The sequence below is a fragment of the Citrobacter sp. FP75 genome, assembly GCF_018342065.1.
Taxonomy (GTDB): Bacteria; Pseudomonadota; Gammaproteobacteria; order Enterobacterales; family Enterobacteriaceae; genus Citrobacter.
The window spans coordinates 685468-704536 of sequence record NZ_JAFDOE010000002.1 but is presented as its reverse complement, the minus strand read 5'-3'; the positions used below and the strand labels follow the sequence as shown (position 1 = coordinate 704536).

The 19069-nt window shown below is 46.7% G+C and carries 18 protein-coding genes and 1 pseudogene; 6 read left to right on the top strand and 13 right to left on the bottom strand.

Annotated features, from left to right (window positions below):
- Positions 1-10: 10 nt before the first annotated feature.
- Genes JQ822_RS11015 through JQ822_RS11000 form a run of 4 tightly spaced genes read right to left on the bottom strand, consistent with a single transcriptional unit; the run spans position 11 to position 1308 of the window.
- Entirely contained in the window at positions 11-352 is a 342-nt protein-coding gene (locus JQ822_RS11015) for a DUF5347 family protein (protein ID WP_000963480.1), read from the bottom strand.
- Positions 316-516, bottom strand: coding sequence for a phage filamentation protein Fil family protein (locus JQ822_RS11010; RefSeq protein ID WP_104652322.1), 201 nt, complete (start codon positions 514-516; stop codon positions 316-318). The genes JQ822_RS11015 and JQ822_RS11010 overlap by 37 nt, the downstream gene beginning before the upstream one ends.
- 7 nt (positions 517-523) lie before the next feature.
- Positions 524-1033, bottom strand: a complete 510-nt coding sequence (locus JQ822_RS11005) for a phage regulatory CII family protein (protein ID WP_193863025.1) — start codon at positions 1031-1033, stop codon at positions 524-526.
- Between the two features lie 32 nt (positions 1034-1065).
- Entirely contained in the window at positions 1066-1308 is a 243-nt protein-coding gene (locus tag JQ822_RS11000) for a Rha family transcriptional regulator (protein ID WP_000102106.1), read from the bottom strand.
- Positions 1309-1427: 119 nt separating this feature from the next.
- Here JQ822_RS11000 and JQ822_RS10995 point away from each other — a divergent pair, with 119 nt between their 5' ends.
- The 5 genes and pseudogenes from JQ822_RS10995 to JQ822_RS10975 all read left to right on the top strand — a co-directional run.
- Positions 1428-2060: a phage repressor protein CI gene (locus JQ822_RS10995; protein WP_193863024.1), complete on the top strand. Its 633-nt coding sequence runs from the start codon at positions 1428-1430 to the stop codon at positions 2058-2060.
- 1 nt (position 2061) lies between these two features.
- Positions 2062-3081 (top strand): site-specific integrase, encoded by a 1020-nt coding sequence (locus JQ822_RS10990; RefSeq protein WP_213133496.1) that lies wholly within the window; start codon positions 2062-2064, stop codon positions 3079-3081.
- Positions 3078-4205 carry a hypothetical protein gene (locus JQ822_RS10985; protein WP_213133495.1) on the top strand — a complete coding sequence of 376 codons (1128 nt, stop codon included), beginning with the start codon at positions 3078-3080 and terminating at the stop codon, positions 4203-4205. Before JQ822_RS10990 ends, JQ822_RS10985 begins: the two co-directional genes overlap by 4 nt.
- Positions 4206-4259: 54 nt before the next feature.
- Entirely contained in the window at positions 4260-5453 is a 1194-nt protein-coding gene (locus tag JQ822_RS10980) for a hypothetical protein (RefSeq protein ID WP_213133494.1), read from the top strand.
- Positions 5454-5801: 348 nt separating this feature from the next.
- Positions 5802-6057: pseudogene (locus JQ822_RS10975) on the top strand (integrase); the annotation flags it as partial.
- Positions 6058-6122: 65 nt separating this feature from the next.
- On the opposite strand, the gene gadC reads toward JQ822_RS10975, so the two are convergent.
- The 4 genes from gadC to JQ822_RS10955 form a co-directional block, all read right to left on the bottom strand.
- Positions 6123-7643 carry a glutamate:gamma-aminobutyrate antiporter gene (gadC, locus tag JQ822_RS10970; RefSeq protein ID WP_213133493.1) on the bottom strand — a complete coding sequence of 507 codons (1521 nt, stop codon included), beginning with the start codon at positions 7641-7643 and terminating at the stop codon, positions 6123-6125.
- 104 nt (positions 7644-7747) lie between these two features.
- A complete protein-coding gene (locus JQ822_RS10965) occupies positions 7748-9139 on the bottom strand; it encodes a glutamate decarboxylase (protein ID WP_213133492.1) in 1392 nt (463 codons plus the stop codon).
- Between the two features lie 57 nt (positions 9140-9196).
- Positions 9197-9505, bottom strand: a complete 309-nt coding sequence (locus tag JQ822_RS10960; protein WP_213133491.1) for an HdeA/HdeB family chaperone — start codon at positions 9503-9505, stop codon at positions 9197-9199.
- 20 nt (positions 9506-9525) lie between these two features.
- Positions 9526-10122, bottom strand: a complete 597-nt coding sequence (locus tag JQ822_RS10955) for a DUF308 domain-containing protein (protein WP_213133490.1) — start codon at positions 10120-10122, stop codon at positions 9526-9528.
- 289 nt (positions 10123-10411) lie between these two features.
- On the opposite strand from JQ822_RS10955, the gene JQ822_RS10950 reads away from it, so the two are divergent.
- Positions 10412-11038: a YfdX family protein gene (locus tag JQ822_RS10950; protein ID WP_213133489.1), complete on the top strand. Its 627-nt coding sequence runs from the start codon at positions 10412-10414 to the stop codon at positions 11036-11038.
- Positions 11039-11113: 75 nt separating this feature from the next.
- On the opposite strand, the gene JQ822_RS10945 is transcribed toward JQ822_RS10950, so the two are convergent.
- The 5 genes from JQ822_RS10945 to JQ822_RS10925 all read right to left on the bottom strand — a co-directional run bounded on the left by JQ822_RS10945 (position 11114) and on the right by JQ822_RS10925 (position 19066).
- A complete protein-coding gene (locus JQ822_RS10945; RefSeq protein ID WP_244848839.1) occupies positions 11114-14356 on the bottom strand; it encodes an ATP-binding protein in 3243 nt (1080 codons plus the stop codon).
- Positions 14357-14360: 4 nt separating this feature from the next.
- Positions 14361-14975: an acid-sensing system DNA-binding response regulator EvgA gene (evgA, locus tag JQ822_RS10940; RefSeq protein ID WP_213133488.1), complete on the bottom strand. Its 615-nt coding sequence runs from the start codon at positions 14973-14975 to the stop codon at positions 14361-14363.
- Between the two features lie 453 nt (positions 14976-15428).
- Complete coding sequence (gene iolB, locus JQ822_RS10935; RefSeq protein ID WP_213133487.1) at positions 15429-16247, bottom strand: 5-deoxy-glucuronate isomerase; 819 nt, start codon at positions 16245-16247, stop codon at positions 15429-15431.
- A gap of 9 nt (positions 16248-16256) precedes the next feature.
- Positions 16257-17147, bottom strand: a complete 891-nt coding sequence (gene iolE, locus JQ822_RS10930) for a myo-inosose-2 dehydratase (protein ID WP_213133486.1) — start codon at positions 17145-17147, stop codon at positions 16257-16259.
- 14 nt (positions 17148-17161) lie between these two features.
- The gene (locus JQ822_RS10925) at positions 17162-19066 is read right to left on the bottom strand and encodes a bifunctional 5-dehydro-2-deoxygluconokinase/5-dehydro-2-deoxyphosphogluconate aldolase (protein WP_213133485.1); all 1905 of its coding nucleotides are present in this window, start codon (positions 19064-19066) and stop codon (positions 17162-17164) included.
- Positions 19067-19069: the final 3 nt, after the last annotated feature.

Below are 19069 nucleotides of genomic sequence, written 5' to 3'. Positions count from 1 at the left end.
CGGTTGTGGGTTAATTCGGCATGGCTAGCCGATTTGGAAATAAACTCACCACTGTACGGAAATGGTTCATTGCTTTAATCAGCTCCCGCTTTTCGTCAGTCGTCAGCTCACTAACATTGACGCTATGACGTTCCGCCGGAATCTTTGCCATAAAGAATATTGCAGCTAATGCGCGTTTATTCTGCTCATGGTTAATATCCCGTTGGTCCCGCATATCGCTAATAAAGCGCTCCAGTTCTGAATCAATATTTAAGCCAAACACTTTCGCCCTTAATTCCGCGATGTGGTTTAACCCGTTAAGGCGGAGGCCAGCGCTTAGCGGAACAGTCGCAGCATCGCCTTCAATAGCCATGGTTTCCTCTGCTTTTTAGTAGACAGTTCAGCCAGCAGCGCATCCTGAGAGCGGCACGGGTGCCAGCGCTTGCCATCCTTCCCCATAATCCAGCCATGACCGCAGTGCATTGCAGGACTTTGCTTAACGAGCAGTGATGCAAAAGATGGTTCTTTAGTCAGCATAACCACCTCAGATCAGACCGAACGAAGCGCCCAGGCCCGTCACGGTGTCTACCGCGCTTGCCATCGCCGGATTCGCCTGCAAACGCGCATGCAATGAAACTGCAGTGAGTGCCATAAGGCGCGTAACAGAGTTGATGCTATTGATCACATCGCGACGGCCTGCACTGGTTTTCACATCACCGGACACTGCACCTGCAGCTACACGCCCAATCTCCGCAGTTGCACTCATGACGTAATGCGGCAGGTTCTCTTTTGCCACTTCATTCAATGGCACACACGGCAGGCAATGGATTTGAGCCAGAAAACCGTCAACCAGCGTTGAGTCCTCTGTGATATCAGTCAGCAGCCAGATCTCCGGCGGCGTCAGTTGGTGCGGTTGCTCCGGGTTCAGCTTATTGCGCAGCGTCTGGACATTCATTCCTGCGCGTTCTGCCAGCTTCACCATGTTGTGGTGCAGCGCGAAAGCCCGGCAGGCTTCTTCAAAGTGTGGATGTTTGGAAATCTTATAATCAAACATGCGCCCCTCTCAAAAAGTTCTCATAATTGAACTTACTGACCAACAATGACGCGAAAGTTGGAATGACCGAGGGATTCACGAACCTGGTCGGTTTTGTACATCAGGTAACGCAGGCTTACGCGACCTTTGTTTTTTTCTTTTTTGACCATGTACTTGGCAAGCTGACCATGGTGAATTTTCTGGTAAACAGAGCCACGGGAGATACCTTCCCATTCAGCGAACTCTGCAGGCGTAGCCATCTCTTTTGGTACACGAATTGAAATATCAGTGCTCATAGTGCAATATCTCTCGGTTAAGGTTTGGTTTACGTCGTTTTATCTTGTTTTATTTGATTCAATAATTGATACATCGAGATACTACGATCCAATATTTGATACGTCAATAGGATTGAAAAATGATACAGGTGAAAGCTGGCGAGAATACCGGGGGAAGAGAGGCTATCCATAGGCTAATGGCCGCCTATGATTTCAAGTCCAGACAGCAACTGTGCGATCACTTGGGCGCATCAAAAAGCACTATGGCAAACAGATACTTAAGAGATAGTTTTCCGGCAGAATGGGTGATTCAGTGTGCTTTGGAGACAGGGGTTTCTTTACTGTGGCTCACTACTGGACAGGGCGAGACAGGTTCAAATATTGAACGCAAAAAAGATATCAATTTCGTGAACTCTAGCAAAGTTAAACCCCTTTCTGAGCTTGTTTCCCCCGAAATTGATAAGGCAACTCTCAACGGTGGCTTATTGGTCGATGCTGGAAAAGCAATCATTGATAGCAGTCTGCTCCCCTCGGACTCAAGCAACCTATTGCTGGTGAATACTTCTGGAGATTCTTATTTAGTGGACCGCAGCCAAACGCCTCCAGTTAACGGTATGTGGTTGGTAGATATCGACGGAATAAAAAGCATCGTGAAGTTAACACGGCTACCAGGAAACAGATTGGTGGTCCATCAAGACGAATCATCCTTTGAGTGCAGCCTTGATGATATCGAGGTAGTAGGCCGCGCATTAAAAATAATTAAGAGCCTTTGATATGACCATCAGAAAGCAGCCAAACGGAAAATGGTTGTGTGAATGCTACCCGAACGGGCGCGACGGCAAGCGTGTGCGCAAACAATTTGCGACGAAAGGCGAAGCCGTAGCATTCGAAAACTTCACCATGGATGAAGTAAACAAAAAACCATGGCTAGGGGAAAAGGAGGATCGGCGGCATCTGTCAGAAGTGATAGAGCAATGGCACTCACTCTACGGGCAGACGCTTGCAGACCCCAAACGCCTGATGGCGAAACTTAGAATTATCTGTAATGGCCTAGGCGATCCCATCGCCTCAGAACTGACCGCCGGTGACTTTACGAAATACCGCGAAGCACGGCTAAAAGGTGAAGTGCGAAATGAAGATGGCGCGCTTATGTCGCCCGTTAAACCCCGCACTGTAAACCTTGAACAGCGCAACCTATCATCGGTTTTTGGCACACTGAAAAAGCTGGGCCACTGGTCAGCCCCCAACCCGCTTGCCGGGCTGCCAACATTTAAAATCGCAGAGGGCGAACTGGCGTTCCTAACCCCGGAAGAAATTAAACGCCTGCTTGATGCTTGCGCTGATTCTCAAAGCCCCAGCCTGCTGATGATTGCAAAAATATGCCTGGCTACCGGCGCACGATGGAGTGAAGCAGAAAACCTTCAAGGCCATCAGTTAACTAAATACCGGATCACCTATACCAAAACCAAAGGCAAGAAAAACCGTACCGTACCGATATCTCAGGAGTTGTATGATGAACTCCCCAAAAACAGAGGGAAACTATTCACGCCATGCAGAAAAGCTTTTGAGCGCGCAGTGAAACGAGCTGGTATCGACTTGCCAGAGGGCCAATGTACTCACGTGCTGCGCCATACCTTCGCAAGCTATTTCATGATGAATGGCGGTAATATACTTGTTCTTAAAGAAATTCTTGGGCATGCCGATATTAAGATGACAATGATCTATGCACATTTCTCCCCAGATCATTTAGAAGATGCAGTTACCAAAAATCCGTTGAATATGATTAACTTATGAAAAATAAAATTATCACTTTAACTTTTTTGCTCTTACTATCCATAGTTGCAAATACTTTTACAATATATTATGGTTTTGAGATAACGTTCTTAACGGTGGCAATAACTTCATTATTTATAACAATAGGAGTATTTTATTTTTACGGGTGGTTTGAGTTAAATGACAATAATTTATTCAAACAACCTTTGTTTATAGCTTCTATCTTATTACCCTTTTACTATTTTATTTTATTCGGTTGCTGGGTTTGGAGAGATCATAGTTTACAATTGACAACCGACGGGTTTGCAAATTTTCTTAATATTAGTAAACTTCCGTTGCTATTATTAGCTTCATCAGTGCCACTGGCTTCAATAGTAAATAATATTCATAGAACCATTCAAACTGAATCACAGATACAATCAGCTAAAGTTAAAAACAATGCAGACGCTTATTACTCTCATTTAAAACTATTTATCGAAACGATTAGTTCATTCCCTACTTTGGTTCTTGAATATATCCCCACTCAGACTGATCGAACAAGACATGTGGCTGCTGAAGTGGCTAGTCATGCTTATATAGAATCAAGTGAAAAAGTAAATACTTACGAAGTGAAAATTGTATTTCCTCATAAGCTTTATAATAATTTATTTCAATCCTCACAAAATACTGGTGCAATTTATAGCCCTTCCCCACAATTCACGCAAAAAATCATAAATGCCTGGAATGAACTTGATAAAGAAATTACTGGTATCAAAAAGGGTAATTTGAAGTCAGAGATAATTTCTTTAATTTCTATTGACCTTAAAATCATCAACCTTATGAAGCTACTTAAAGTTAACACTATACAAAGGAAACACTCCTACATTTACAATCATAATAATGAATATGTATTTAACACAACCTATTTCTCAGAGCCTGAAATCAAAGCCGTAGTTTATTGGCTTTATAACATAACCTGCGATATTTACGATCTGGCTGGAAATAGTCAAATATTAGAAAACAAACATCAACGCCTGCTTAAATATTTACAATCAGAAGAAAGAAGATTCTCCAAAACCACTTTCCAGCAGACCAAGGAAGTTTATGCTAAGCCTCCTTATATGAAAATCCTTGGCGGCAAAGCGGCTGCAGATCATTTGGAATGATGCTGTCACGAAAAATCCGTTATATTCATTAAATTATTCAAAAGGACAATAAAAATGGAAACCGAAAATATACATGATGATTTTAATGATTTATTTGAAAGCCTTATAAAGACGGGAGATTTAAAACTCCCTTTCACTGTTAAGACAGACATTATTAATGATTTTAAAAATAAATGTGAAATTTACTTTAATACTTTAAATGACTACATAGAAGATAATGACAATGAATTATCTCGTAGATTGAGTTCTAAACTTGATAGAATAACAAGAATATACTTTGGCGTTGTAAGCTCTTTGGAATATTTTTTATCAGGTGATATCAAGTCCTCATATGATACTTTCGACAGAACATTTTCTGATCGATTCACAGCTAACTACATTCAGAAAATATCAATCCCCTTAGAGAATATTTGCAATTCTTCAAGACCTTTATTCAGGGTTAGAAAATCTGATACAGCAGTAAAAAATAGAAATGAAATCTTTCATATACCATTCTCTAAAAGGCACTTGGTAAATGCCCAAAGATACTCGGTTGCGGGTCTACCCTGTTTATATTTAGGCTCATCCCTATATGTATGTTGGCTTGAAATGGATAAACCTGATTTTGATAAGTTATATATATCTTCTTTTATATCCAGTGAAGAAAATTCCAAAATATTAGATTTCACTTCGGAAATCCTCTACTCACGTTTCTATGGTAAGATTGATAATGACAAAATGTCATACATCACAAAGATGTCTTATATTTGTTTAATGCCACTAATTTACGCTTGTAGTTTTGCAAAGATTAACGGCAGCACATCTTTCACTCAGGAGTATATAATTCCAAATTTATTAATGCAATGGATTAGTCGTAGAAATAAATCAAACATTGTCGGAATTGCATACAGATCGACAAGAATGATTAAAACAAACCATAGTGATAAATCTATTAACGTTGTTCTTCCACCTAAAGTTACATATCAGCAAACCATAACAAAAGATTTCTGTCCTAAGCTAGTAAAAATGTTCAAGCTTACTCCCCCTGTTTCATGGCAGGTACTAAAAACTCTAGATTATTCCTGTGAACCAAGTGAGGATGATGGTGTTAGGTCTGCCTCAAGATTCTTAAGAACGAAAGAACGTTTATCAGGTATGCAAAGTTTTGATGACAACATTGTCAATCTCTATCCTTTGACAGATTTCTATAGGTTAGAGAAGTGTATGGACAACCTTCTTGAATACGGTTCTATCGAAGACAAGAAGTGATGGCGGCAATTTGGCGACAGAGCATTAAAAATGCGTAAAACGGACAAATACAAAATAATACTAATACATTGTTTTTAAACATAACTTACTGTTTTTACTATGATAAAAATGGTATGTAGGAATTTCGGACGCGGGTTCAACTCCCGCCAGCTCCACCAAAATTCTCCATCGGTGATTACCAGAGTCATCCGATGAAGTCCTGAAAGCCCGCACGGCGTAAGCCCTGCGGGCTTTTTTGTGCCTTGAATTTGTCCCGCGAAGTCTGATGCCAACTAATTAAATCCGAACCTTTTAGGCACCTTGTTAGGCACCTCATAAAGCTTTATTGTTTTTGAGGTGCCTAAAACGATGGAAACCCGGCAATGGCAAGACAAACCTCTATCCGTTAAGGAAATCGAATCAGCCAAACCCAAGGAAGCGGACTACGTTCTCTATGATGGCGATGGCCTTGAGCTACTCATCAAATCCAGCGGAAGTAAAATCTGGCCTTTTACAGACAAAAAACTGTCAACCTTTATCAGGACCAGTCACTTTCCAACTCGTAGCTGAACGTTGGTGGAATGTGAAGAAAGCCAGCGTGGCCGAAGACTATGCAGAAGATATTGTAAGTAGCCCGCACGATACAAACCTTGCGGGCTTTTTTGCGCCCACTTCCTCATCCGTTGCCTTTTACCACTTAGGATAATGCGTAGAACGAGCTTTAGGATGAATGAAAAAATGTCCTGGCGGTGCATTATCTGTTTTCACCAACACCAAGTCCGGCACTTGTTTTTTGCTGTTTTTATTACGAAACAGGTAAACAATAAAAGGAAGAATAAAGACGAGAGCAAAACAGACTATCAGCAACTCCGCATACATCTCATCCGCATGAGTTCCTGGCAAAGAAGACGGTGGAATAAAAGAAACAGCAAATGCCAGCACCGAGACGACCAGCCCGGAACTGGCGATAAGCAGTTTCACTTTTTTGCCACCCGGTATCTGGAATGCACGCTTTTTATCCTGCTGTTTGCAAACCAGCTGGATATACCCGATAAACAGCATCAGATAGCTACACAGATAAATAACCACAGTCAGTGAAAGTGCGATCAGGAAGGACATATTGTTGCCCCCTCCGGTATTCGTCAGCACAATTAACGCAATTGTTGTGATAATCAGTTGGGAGAAAACCAACGCGACTGGCACGCCGTTCTTATTCACTTTGGCAAAGCGGGTGGGTAACAGACCTTTTTGCGCAGTGACCAACATTCCCCGAGATGGGCCAACAATCCACGACGCAATTTCTGCCAACACGCCCAGCATAAGTAAAGCAGCCACACCACGAATCGCCCACTCAAAACCCGGCCCGTAAAAGTCAATTAATGTACTGAATGCTTGCATAACACCGGCTGAAAGATTGATCTCGTCATGAGGGATCACCGCCGCGACTGACAAACCGCCAACCGAACTAAGCCCAATAGCCGCAATAACCAGCAGAATCATTGCCAGCGGATAATCCCGGGAAGGGTTGCTCATTTCATTGACGTGAGTTGCCGACGCCTCTACCCCCATATAACTGAGAACAAAGGCAACAAACACCACCAACGTACCGATCTGGGAAAAATCAGGAAAGAAAGAATGGGCCGATATCTCAATCGCAACAGGCTGGCCTTTATAAATCCAGACCAGTGCCAGTACCACCAGCACAATGGCGGGTAATAAGATACCCAAAAAGAAACCAATTTTTGCAATGCGCGCAGTATAACGTGTGCCTTTAAATTGGGTTAGCGCCAGCCCCCATAAAATAATGACGGCGACAACCGTTTTAAGCAGTGGGTCGGTATTAATCTCCGGCCAGTTGAGAATATAAGAGAGTGCGCCCAGCACGAAGTAAAGCATTGGTATAAAGCCAACAGCAATTTGCAAGAAGCTGAAAGAGATCGCTGCAAATCCCCAACGATCCCCCAGAGTATTAGAAACCCATGCAAAGACACCACCCTCTTCCCAGCCTTCAACGGTTGCCATTTCCGCGGCACACAAACCAACTGGAATAAACCAAAAGATCCCCCCCATTAGCAGGAAAAAAATAAGGCTAAAACCTGAGGTCGCAAAAGTAGGATATTCATAAACAGCCATGACCATCGAAGCGGTAATGGCAAAAAAGCCAAGCAGGGTAAGTTGCCTGGCGGGCATCTGAGTCGTTTTTGTGGACATAAGTCCCTCCGCATCAGCAGGCCTTGAGCCTGGGCAGATGTTTATACGTAGAAACAAAAAGAGCCATGGCACCATGGCTCTCGGGTAGTCGACTGGAGAAACGATTAACTGTGGTTGAAGCCGCCGGCTTCTTCAGCGGTTAAAGGCTGGGTGACGGGATTTTTTTCCAGCGTATCAAGAGTGCGTTTGAGGTCATCAATCAACAATTCAGCCAGATCCATACTCATGCCATGGCGCACAAGGATGCGCTGCACGACCAAATCTTCACGATGGCTGGGCATGGAATAGGCAGGGACCTGCCAGCCACGACTACGCAGCCTGTCTGCGAGATCGAACAGCGTATATTGACCATGTTGGAAATTGGATTTCAGTGTCCATGCGAGCGCAGGGATCCCTTTATGGCAGTCACCATCAAAAACCATTTCAAACGGGCCAATCGCAGCGATTTCCTTCGCCAGATACTGAGCCACGGTATAACAGGACTGATGAATTTTACGATAGCCTTCATAGCCCAGACGCAGGAAGTTGTAGTACTGCGCAACTATTTGTCCGCCAGGACGTGAGAAATTCAGTGCAAAGGTCGGCATATTTCCGCCGAGATAGTTAACATTGAAAATAAGATCTTGCGGCAGATCCTGTTTTTCACGCCATACCACCCAGCCCACACCCAGTGGGGCAAGGCCAAATTTATGGCCGGAGGCATTAATCGATTTGACTCGCGACAGGCGGAAGTCCCAGACAAGCTCTGGCGCACAAAAAGGTGCCAGGAAACCGCCGCTGGCGGCATCAACATGTATTGGGATATCGAGGCCGGTCTGCTGGCAAAGCTGTTCCAGCGCATCATTAATTTCTTTTACCGGTTCATACTGACAGGTAAAGGTCACACCCAGCGTCGGCACAACGCCAATCGTATTTTCATCCACGCGTTTGATAACTTCTTCAGGTGTCATCAATAAGCGATCGCCTTCCAGCGGGATTTCACGTAGCTCAACATCAAAGTAGCGGGCGAATTTATGCCAACAAATCTGAACCGGACCACAAATCATATTAGGTTTATCGGTAGGCTTTCCTGCCAGCTCACGGCGTTTACGCCATTGCCATTTCATCGCCAGACCACCGAGCATCGCAGCTTCTGAAGAACCAATCGTTGAACAGCCCAGCGTGTCAACAGCCGAAGAAGAATGCCACAGATCGGCAAGCATGGTCACACAACGCCGTTCAATTTCGGCAGTTTGCGGGTACTCATCTTTATCAATCATATTTTTGTCGATGGAGAGATCCATCAACTGGCGGATCTCATCATCAACCCAGGTCTGGCAAAAGGTAGCCAGATTTTGCCGGGAGTTGCCATCCAGCATCAGCTCATCATGAATCGCATTGTAAACATTACGTGGATTGCTTTCCTGCAGCGGAAACGCTGTTTTAGGCAAGAAGGTAGCCAACTCTATAGAAGCATAGACATCATCATTTTCAACGGGCTCAATAAGTATTGTCATTGTTAATTCCTCATTCAAAATAGACCATTAACATTTTTACTTAATCGTATGTACCAACTACTTTACTCTCCCTATGAGTTCACCTAATTTAGCGCTCGGAGTTTGATGACATTGTTTTAGCATTTTCGGTACAGAAACTGTTTCCACCTCATGCAGGGAAACATAGTCATCACCTTTAAAATCACTATTTTTATTAACCACCACAAAGGCAATCGCCGTCATGTATTTCGGGCTCAGATTTACGAATTCTTTGCAGGTCATATCTTGTGGTGCAACCTCTGTCATTTCAGCAGCAAAAACACGAGTCACCGAAGCTGAAAAGGAGGTCACCAGAATGACAGCAGAGATAATTATTTTGATGTTCACATACCCTCCAGTGTTTCACATTAATTTTTACCGAGTACTTTATCATCTTTAAAAAATGTCATATTTTTACGCAAGCGAATAAATCCAAAAGAGCTGAAAATCATCTCCAGGCCAATAAAAACAGTGGTAAATAGATAAGATTTATCGGCATCCATATTCAACCAGATGCCAGCGATAAGCAGATCAAAGATGCCAATAAAGACATTCCATCCATACCCCGGGCTACTAAACATTTTGAACCCGGAAACGATGCGAAAAATACCACCAACAATGAATAAACAGCAAAAAATCACAGCCAATGACCCCATCCCTGCGATGGGATTGACAATAAAGCTGTACCCCAGCAATAACCATGCGGCAGAAAAAAGAGCATAGGTAAATTTAGCTCTCAACGGCTGTTTACCAGAAGTAATCAGACTATAAATAGAATAGCAACCGCACAGCAGAAACATAAACCCTGTTGCATAGCTCAAATAAATACCCGCAGCAATTGGGTAAATAAGGCAGCAAAAACCACAAATCAACAACAATGCAGCCATAATTGTAGCGTGTTTTCTATAATGAAGCCGTGCTTTTTCATTAAACGCTCTCAGGCTATACTGGTTAAAAACAAACATACTACCTCCGTCACCTTAAAAATACCGCATTGTCACATGGCAATATAAAAAGACATCATCAGTCAATCCGTAAATATCGCTCACGAGAAGACAATAAAACTTATCACTGGCATACGTAAATAAGAACGCAGGACGATGTTTATACACCTATTCCTACACACGTCAGAATTCTGACACGTGTAAGATTATGACCTCACTATTACTTCCACGTTCCGATTCCAGAGCTTAATTTTATTTACTATGCTGGCTTCGTTTGGTGACATATACCCATTTTATTCAGGAGAAGATAATGAAAAAGATTATTCTGGCAGGTCTGCTTGCAACAATGATGAGTTCTACCCCGGTACTGGCAGCGACAGCTACCACCCCGGCGCAGGCGGCGAGCGCAAATGTACAAAAAGAAGCAGCAGATATTATGCAGGTTGCTGTGCAAGGTGCTAATGCGATGCGTGATATTCAGTTTGCAAGACTGGCCCTGTTTCATGGACAGCCTGACAGCGCCAAAAAGTTAACAGATGACGCAGCCTCCCTGCTGGCGGGTGATAGCCACGACTGGGCGAAGTTTGTCAAAACAGACGCCAAAGCGAAGATGATTGACGATCAATATGTGATTATTAACGCCACGGTAGCGGTATCAGAAGACTATATTGCCAGCCCGGCAAAAGAAACTGCAATCAAAACGGCGAATGGCAAAATGGCCAAAGGCGACTGGAAAGGTGCGGTGGATACCTTGCAACTGGCGGGAATTAGCGTGGCGCAAACTCAATACCTGATGCCGCTTAACCAGACTCGTAAAGCCGTTGCCAGCGCCGAAAAGCTGCTGTCCTCTGGCAAATACTATGAGGCTAACCTGGCGCTCAAAGGTGCTGAAGAAGGTATTGTCATCGATAGCGAAATTCTGGGTGCGGGACAATAAGACTCGCCACGCGGGTTATAGAAACAGGGATATTCCTCTTCTGAACGGGTAGCAACGGCTACCCGTTCAGACCAGTTAATGGCTGATTAGACTATCAATCTCAATCTCAATTTCCCGCATAACAGCAACAATTTTCTGTAATACCTCCTGGCGTAATGCCAGAGGTAGATTGTCTTGTTGCATTGACTCAAAAGGTTCACACAGCGTCTGAAGTGCGGTGATACCCAGAATTTGAGCCGATCCGTGTAACCGATGGAGAGCACGTAAAAATAACTGCGGTTCATCTTGTGCAACAGCGCTCTCAGCGGCTTGTAAATCACTAACCGTCGCCTCGCGAAAGGTTTCCAGTATTTCGTTCATTAACGCGCGATCCCCGCCGGTGTTTTCAGTCAGAACATTGAATTTCAAATGCCGGATAGTGCTATGAGAGGAGTAACCCTTATCGATTTTGCTCAATTCGTGGGTCAGCGTCTGAATCGCTACGGGCTTGAACAGACACAAATTCATACCGCTTTGCAGACATTCCTCGCGTGACTGTGTGAGCGCGCTGGCCGTTAGCCCCCATATTTGTAACTGGGCATGTTGACGACGTAGCGAGGCAGCGAGCGTCAGCCCGTCTTTCTTCGGCATATTCACATCAGTTATCAACAAGTCGTATGATTTCTTAGCCAGTTTGGCTTCAGCTTCTTCGCCATCACAGGCTTCATCCACGCTGTAACCGATGGCATTTAGCTGGCGCTTGAGCAGCAGCCGATTAGTCGGGTGATCGTCGGCAATAAGGATGGAGAGACACGGCAGCGGCAGCAATGCACCTGCCGCATCACCATCAGGCGCTTTCGACTGTCGGGCGGTTTCCACCGACAATGTTATCGTGAAGGTGGTCCCCTGCGACTGGCGGCTCATCATCTCCAGCGTCCCCCCCATCAGGGTCACCAGTTCTTTGCAGATAAACAACCCCAGACCTGAACCGGTTTGTTGGCGGCCCTTAGGCGTCTGAGCGTAACGATGAAACAGCCCAGCCTGCTCTTCTTCGCTGATACCACAGCCCGTGTCGCTGATTGTGATCGTCAGGGTGCCCTGATTGCCGCCTTCAGGAGTCAGATGGGCCGTGACATGAATATGCCCTTGCTCGGTAAACTTCAGCGCGTTACCCACCAGGTTGGTGAGAATTTGCCGCAAAGCCTGTTGATCAATAAACACCCGCTCGTGAGTCGGCAGTTGGCTAATGCAGCAAAGGTTAATGCCTTTCTGCCGGGCTAACGCGTCAAAAGAGTGACACTGCAATTCGATCAGTTGTGAGAGATCTGTCCACTGAGGAACAACCTGATATTTACCGGACTCAATTTTATCGACGTCCAGAATCTTTCCGATCAGCCCCAACAACGATTGGGCTGTCGCCCCGGTAAGCGCAATCGCCTCTTTTCGTTGTACTGCGCTAAGTTCTGAACTCGACAGCAATTCCAGAAAACCAACAATCGAACTCACTGGCGTGCGTAATTCATGACTCATGCTCGCAAGAAAGCGACTTTTGGCTTTGGTTGCCTCAATGGCTTTATTCTTTTCGGCTTCCAGTTCGAGGGATAATACTTCTTTAAGATGAAGTTGTTCCTCCAGTAACCGCTGCGATTGCTTTCTTTTACGTACTTCGCGAGACAGTGACAACCCCCAGATGAGACTTATCGCAATAAGCAGTAGCGCAAAAACCACCAGTTGATAGAACTGCTTGCTAAAACGGCTCCAGATATCGACCTGTGTATTGGAAATTTTCGACCACTTCTCTGTCATCTGCAAAATTTCACGTGGTGGTATGGCTTGCAGTGCCTTATCTATAACGGACTTCAGCATCGGCTGATGCGCAGAGATAGCAAAGCTAACGGACGCTCCAGGCATATCAGGAAGTCGAAAGAAGTGCATATTTTTCTGGTAATAATGATCAATCATGAACCTCGCCGACAATTCTGTCGCGATTGCAGCGTCAACTTTGCCCTCCTTGACCATTGCCATGGCAATACTGGCAGTATCCGCCTTCACCCAGGTTGCCTGCGGATAGCGTTGCTTTAAATCATTTGCCAGAATATGCCCGGCAGGCAGAGCAATACGTATCGGTTTTTCCAGTAGCGATTCAGGGTTTTCCTGGGAAGACGTGATCATCACGAAGGTAATATTCATCACGGGATCGCTAAAGGCCGTATCTCCCTGAGATTTATCGGTTCTGGCGATAGTGGGAAACATATCCCATTGCTGGCCATTTATTTGCTTCATCTGATCGCTTTTTGAACTAACCAGAATCGGTTCAAACTCAAGCCCCGTTTGCAGGTGAATAATATTAAGTAAATCACCGAGAATACCGCGTAATTCACCGCCGTGGCCCACAAGCGTGTAGGGCGGGTAATCTGGGTTGATCAAAATTCGGATGCGATGCGTAGCCTTCAGCCATTCTTTTTCCTGAGAACTGAAATGAATGGGGGTATTCAGATAAGTTAGATTTCCGCGATTCAACCAGTTCTGCATCACCTGCATATGAATTTCATTGCTGATTGATGTAATAAAACCATCAAGTATTTTTCTTAACAGTGGTTGTGCTTCATTAACCACAAAAAAGTTATACTGCTCTTGCTTATCAAAGTAGTGAGTAATGACGAGTGATTGGGAGTAATATCTGGAAATACAATAGCTGCTGGTAATATTATTACCAATGAAATAGTGGTTATCACCGTTCACAACTGATGCCATGGCCTGATGTTCATCGTCGTAAAATGAAATTTTAGCATTTGGAAAAGTGGTCTGAATAACATCAAGAAAGGGACAACCCCGCACACACGCGACGTTTACCTTTTGCTCCGTTGTCAGTGGTAGCATGGTGTTTTTTATTGACGTCACAAGCGTCGGCCACGTTTTCAGCAATGCCGCAGTACGCAATAAATGGCTCCCCATATCTTTTCGCCAGGACAACTGGGTCAACAAAGTATCGACATCATTACTGGAGAGTGCGGTAAGCGCCTGCTTTTCATTATCATATTGTTTTATAATAATTTTCACGCCGAGGCTTTTTTGCATTAGCGTAAGATAATCAGCGTTGACCCCACGATAATATTCACCACCATTTTGATAAACAACAGGAGAGACCTCAGGCAACCAGGTCCCAACAACCAATGTTTTTTTATGCGCTAACCAGTTTATTTCCTCTCTGGTTAAACTAATATTTTGTACCACTGCATTATAGTTACTTTTTAATTCAACTTGCTGAGCAGAACTTATACCCACAGATAACCCGATGGTAAATACAGCCATCAGAAAAACCAAAAAACGCACTTGCATATCCCTATCCTATTTTATTCCTTTGTGCATAGTCATAAAGTTCCATTAATGATGAGCAATTTAATTTTTCCATTAAACGACTTTTGTAGGTGCTGACTGTTTTATTACTAATATTCATCTTGCTGGCTATGGAGTTGTAATCTATTCCGCTAAGGATATAACGCAATACTTTCATTTCCTGTGCAGACAAAGCATCAAGTTTGTCCTGTTCGGTGATGGATGTACCCGTAAAGTGTTCAAGTGAGAAAGGGAAGTAACTATAACCATTGGTGGCGGCTTCGATTGCGGCAAGAATATTGTTCATGCCCTCTTTTTTGCTCACAAAACCATTAGCACCATACTCGGCACTGCGTTTGCCATAAAAAAATTCATTTTTTGCTGAAATGATAATAATTACACCAGCATAGTGCCGCTTGCGTAATTGCTCCAGCACTTCAATACCACTGATACCCGGAATATCGACATCAATAATGAGCAGTTCTGGCTTGATTTTTTCCACGGTTTGTACCACCCACTCTCCGCTGTCAAGCTCGGTGGTAACAGTGATACCGTTAGTTTCGAGTAAATTTCGGATGGCAATACGAGCCAATGGGTGATCATCAACGATTATCGCGTTCATAGCGTATGAGAATCCCGATAAAAAAGTGAGGCGATGCCTAATGAGCAGGTGAGGCGTCAATATTATAATTTACAGACTTAAGCCTTCAGGCTGTAAACTCTAACATATTCACTATGTGTATCATTATTAATTTTTATAAAAACAAGAGAAAATCAAAAATGAAACATCAAAACCCACAAAGTTAACATCTTGAATATATCGAACACCCTAAACATTAACACGATATATAGGATACATCCTACACATGTAAGAAAACCCTCTCATTTATTACCACCTGTTCCTAATGAAATAAAGAACAGAACTCAATCATAGTTTTCACTAAAATTAAGTTAAGGACACCGCATAGGGAATAATATATTGATAATACCTAAACAATTATCTATCTGGAAAAGCCCTCAGCAAAAGCTGAGGACTTTTTCTGACAAATGTGACATTCAATAATCACCACGCCCTTTATTTATTAGCAGGATAATCACGATTGATCCACGCGTGGTCATCTTCCCAGGTGAACATCCATTGACGCACCGGACCGGCCATGACGTTGAGGTAGTAGCTATCATATCCCGCCATAGTCGCCACCGGGTGGTATCCTTTTGGCACCATCACCACGTCGCGATTGTAGACGGCCATACACTCATCGAGCGTCCGGTCGTCGGTGTACACCCGTTGCATGCAGAATCCCTGCTGCGGATTAAGGCGATGGTAGTACGTCTCCTCAAGATACGTTTCTCGTGGTGGATTGTCGGTATCATGCTTATGGCTCGGATACGAGCTGGTGCATCCCTCACTGGTCCAGACTTCAACCACCAGCAGGCTGTCAGCGGGTTTGTCTTGCGGCAGAATGTTATGCACATAGCGCTGGTTATGCCCCTTGCCGCGCGCTTCCCCGTCGATATCCTCAGGTGTAATCAGCCGCGTTGGATACGTGCCTTTCCCCGGCGCGGCACAAACCGCCAGCTCAAGCCTCGTCAGCGCGGTAACCTGCACGGCCTCCCGCGAGGTAACGTAAACCGCCCACGGCTTAATGCGTTCAAAGGGACTCATGCGTTCACCGATGTCTGCGAACGTAGCTCCCGGCGTGGTGATGGTCGCGCGTCCGGCCACCAGCACCAGACAACGCTCCTCGCTGACGGCGGGCAGCGTGAGCTGTTGCCCTTCCTCCAGTTCATACGCCTCAAAGCCCACATATCCCCAGCCTGCGCCTTCCGGCGTCACCGCCTGCGTACGCCCCTGCGCATTTGGCTGCTGCCAGCGTGATAATAAACGTGACATGCCACCTCCTCAGATAAGCCCGGCATCACACGCCAGACGGCTAAGGTTGTTATAGCCCAGCCGCGCATAGGTCAGCGGATGCGCAATAGCCGGATCCTGCTCAGCCTCCACCACCAGCCAGCCCTGATACTGATTCGCATTCAGCAGCGCCATAATCGGCGGGTAGTCCACGCAACCGTCACCCGGCACGGTGAAAACCCCGCTCAATACCGCATCGAGGAAGCTGGTTTTACGATTTTTCACATCGGCCAGCACGTCGGCACGCACATCTTTGCAGTGAACATGGTTGATACGCGATGCCCAGCGCTGGGCTACCGCCAGCGGATCGGCACCAGCAAAAGTCAGATGGCCGGTATCGAGCAGCAAACCAACCTCATCACCGGTGTGTGTCATCAGATTATCCACGTCCTCAGCAGACTCAATCACCGTCCCCATATGGTGGTGGTAGGCAATTTGCACCCCCTGCTGCTGGGTGTAACGCGCAAACTCGGTGAGTTTTTCACCGTATTCTTGCCAGCGCTGCTGCGGGAAGCGCGGGCGCAGATGAACTGGCGTCTGCTGCTCACCATGAATACAACCGCTCACCTCAGCAAACACCAGCACCTTCGCCCCCAGTTCGCGCAGTAACGTCAGGTGCGATTGCACGGCGGCAATCTCCTCCTCCACGCTGCGCTCCAGCAGACGGCCAGAGTACCAGCCGGAGACCAGTTGCAGATCGTGGCGTTGCAGGATCGGTCCCAGCAGACGCGCTTCACGCGGGAATTTGTTGCCCAGTTCGAACCCGGCAAATCCGGCCTCTTTGCCTTCGCTCAGACAAGTATCAAGCGAGGTCTCCGCGCCCAGTGAAGGAAGGTCGTCGTTGGTCCACGTCAGTGGATTAATACCTAATTGTACCGTCATTCTCTGCTCCTGAATTATGCTTGTCCGCGCTCGCGCCACCAGGCGATAAGCTGCAGGTAGTTATCTTTAATGCGCGCCACCAGTTGCGCATCGTCAATGTCGTGTTTCAACCACGCGCGGGAAGCGTCGCCAAACAGCGTGCGCCCCACGGCAAACCCTTTCACCAGTTCATGGCCCGCAGCCGCTTTGAAATCAGCACGGAGCTGATCGGCCGGCGCATCAAGCCCTAAAATAACCACACCCCGGCAGTGCGGATCGCGTCGTTCGATAATCTCCCCCAGCGCCGTCCAGCCTGCAGAAGTGAGCGGCGGCAGCTTCCACCAGTCGGGATAAATCCCCAGGTTATAGAAGCGAGAAATGGCCCGCAAATAGAGCTCATCACTACGCGGCATACTGGCAGGCAGGATCACCTCCAGCAGCAGTTCATGCCCGGACTGGCAGCAGGCGTGGTAGACCTCGGCGATTTTCTGCTCCTGTTCCAGGCGCAGGGCGTGAGCATCTTCCGGATGGAAAAAGACCAGGCATTTCACCACATGTTCCTGCGGCCAACTGATGAGCTGGGTGCCGATATTGCCATGCTCCATCTCCAGCGGACGCGAGCCCGGCAGTTCAATCGGTCGACCTATCCACCAGCCGTCACCCGTGATTGAATTCAGCGCATCCTGACCAAACGTGCCGTCGCACAGCAGACCGGCTTTACCTTCCAGTCCGGCGCTGCTCGCCGCTTCGCGACTGGCCTGCAGGATCAGCTGTTTTAGCGCCGGGATGCGTTTTCGCGAGGCGCCGCACTGTAAGGCCATCTCTTCAAGCTGGCTGCGGTGATCGAATGCCATCACGCACAGTTCCGGCCATTCGCGGCGACGCGTCGTGACGCGGTGCAAATGGTTAAGACGCGGATCGATATCCGGGCGCAGCACCTCTTCGGCACGGGAAAGATAGTCATCCAGCTCCAGTTTACTCGGCATCGCCGGCGCACAGCCGTGGCGCGACACCACCAGCGCGCCGCAGGCGTTGGCATAGCGGCACGCCTGCTCCCAACCTTCATCGTTAAGGTAGCCGCGCAACAGACCGGACATAAACGCATCGCCCGCCCCCAGCACGTTGAGCACCTCCACGCGTACGCCGGCCACCGTCAGGCCGTCATCAAGCCGTGGCGGAATAGCGTCGGTATACACCGAGCAGCCAAGCGCCCCGCGTTTGCAAACCAGCGTCGCCTTACTCACGGTGCGAACCTGCGCCAGCGCCTGTAGCGTATCGGTACTGCCGCCCGCAATATGAAACTCCTCCTCGGTCCCAACAATCACATCAAACAGGTGTAGCACCTCCTGCAGTTGACGCGTCACCTGCGCGGCGGCAATAAAGCGCGTTTCACCGTCGCCTAATGAGGTCAATCCCCATAACACCGGGCGATAGTCGATATCCAGCGCCGTACGTACACCGTGGCGGCGGGCGTAGTTCAGCGCCGTCAGCACCGCTTCGCGGGTTTGTGGGTGAGAAAGGTGTGTCCCGGTGATGGCAAGACAACGCGCAGACGCGATGTACTGTTCATCAACATCGCTGGCGACAATCGCCATATCCGCGCAGTTATCACGGTAAAAAATCAGAGGAAAGGTGTCCCGGTCTTTAATGCCGAGTAGCACCAGCGCCGTCAGGCGGTCTTTATCGGTAATCAGATGGCTGGTATCGCACCCGACCTGGTGTAATTCTTCCCGCAGGAAGCGGCCCATATGTTCGTCGCCAACCCGCGCCAGCATTGACGAGCGCAGCCCCTGACGCGCCGTGCCGTAGGCCACATTGCCCGACGAGCCGCCAAGGTATTTGGCAAAGCTCGACACATCTTCCAGGCGCGCACCAATCTGCTGACTGTAGAGGTCAACCGCCACGCGGCCCATGCATATCACATCAAACTGCTTTTCCACGTT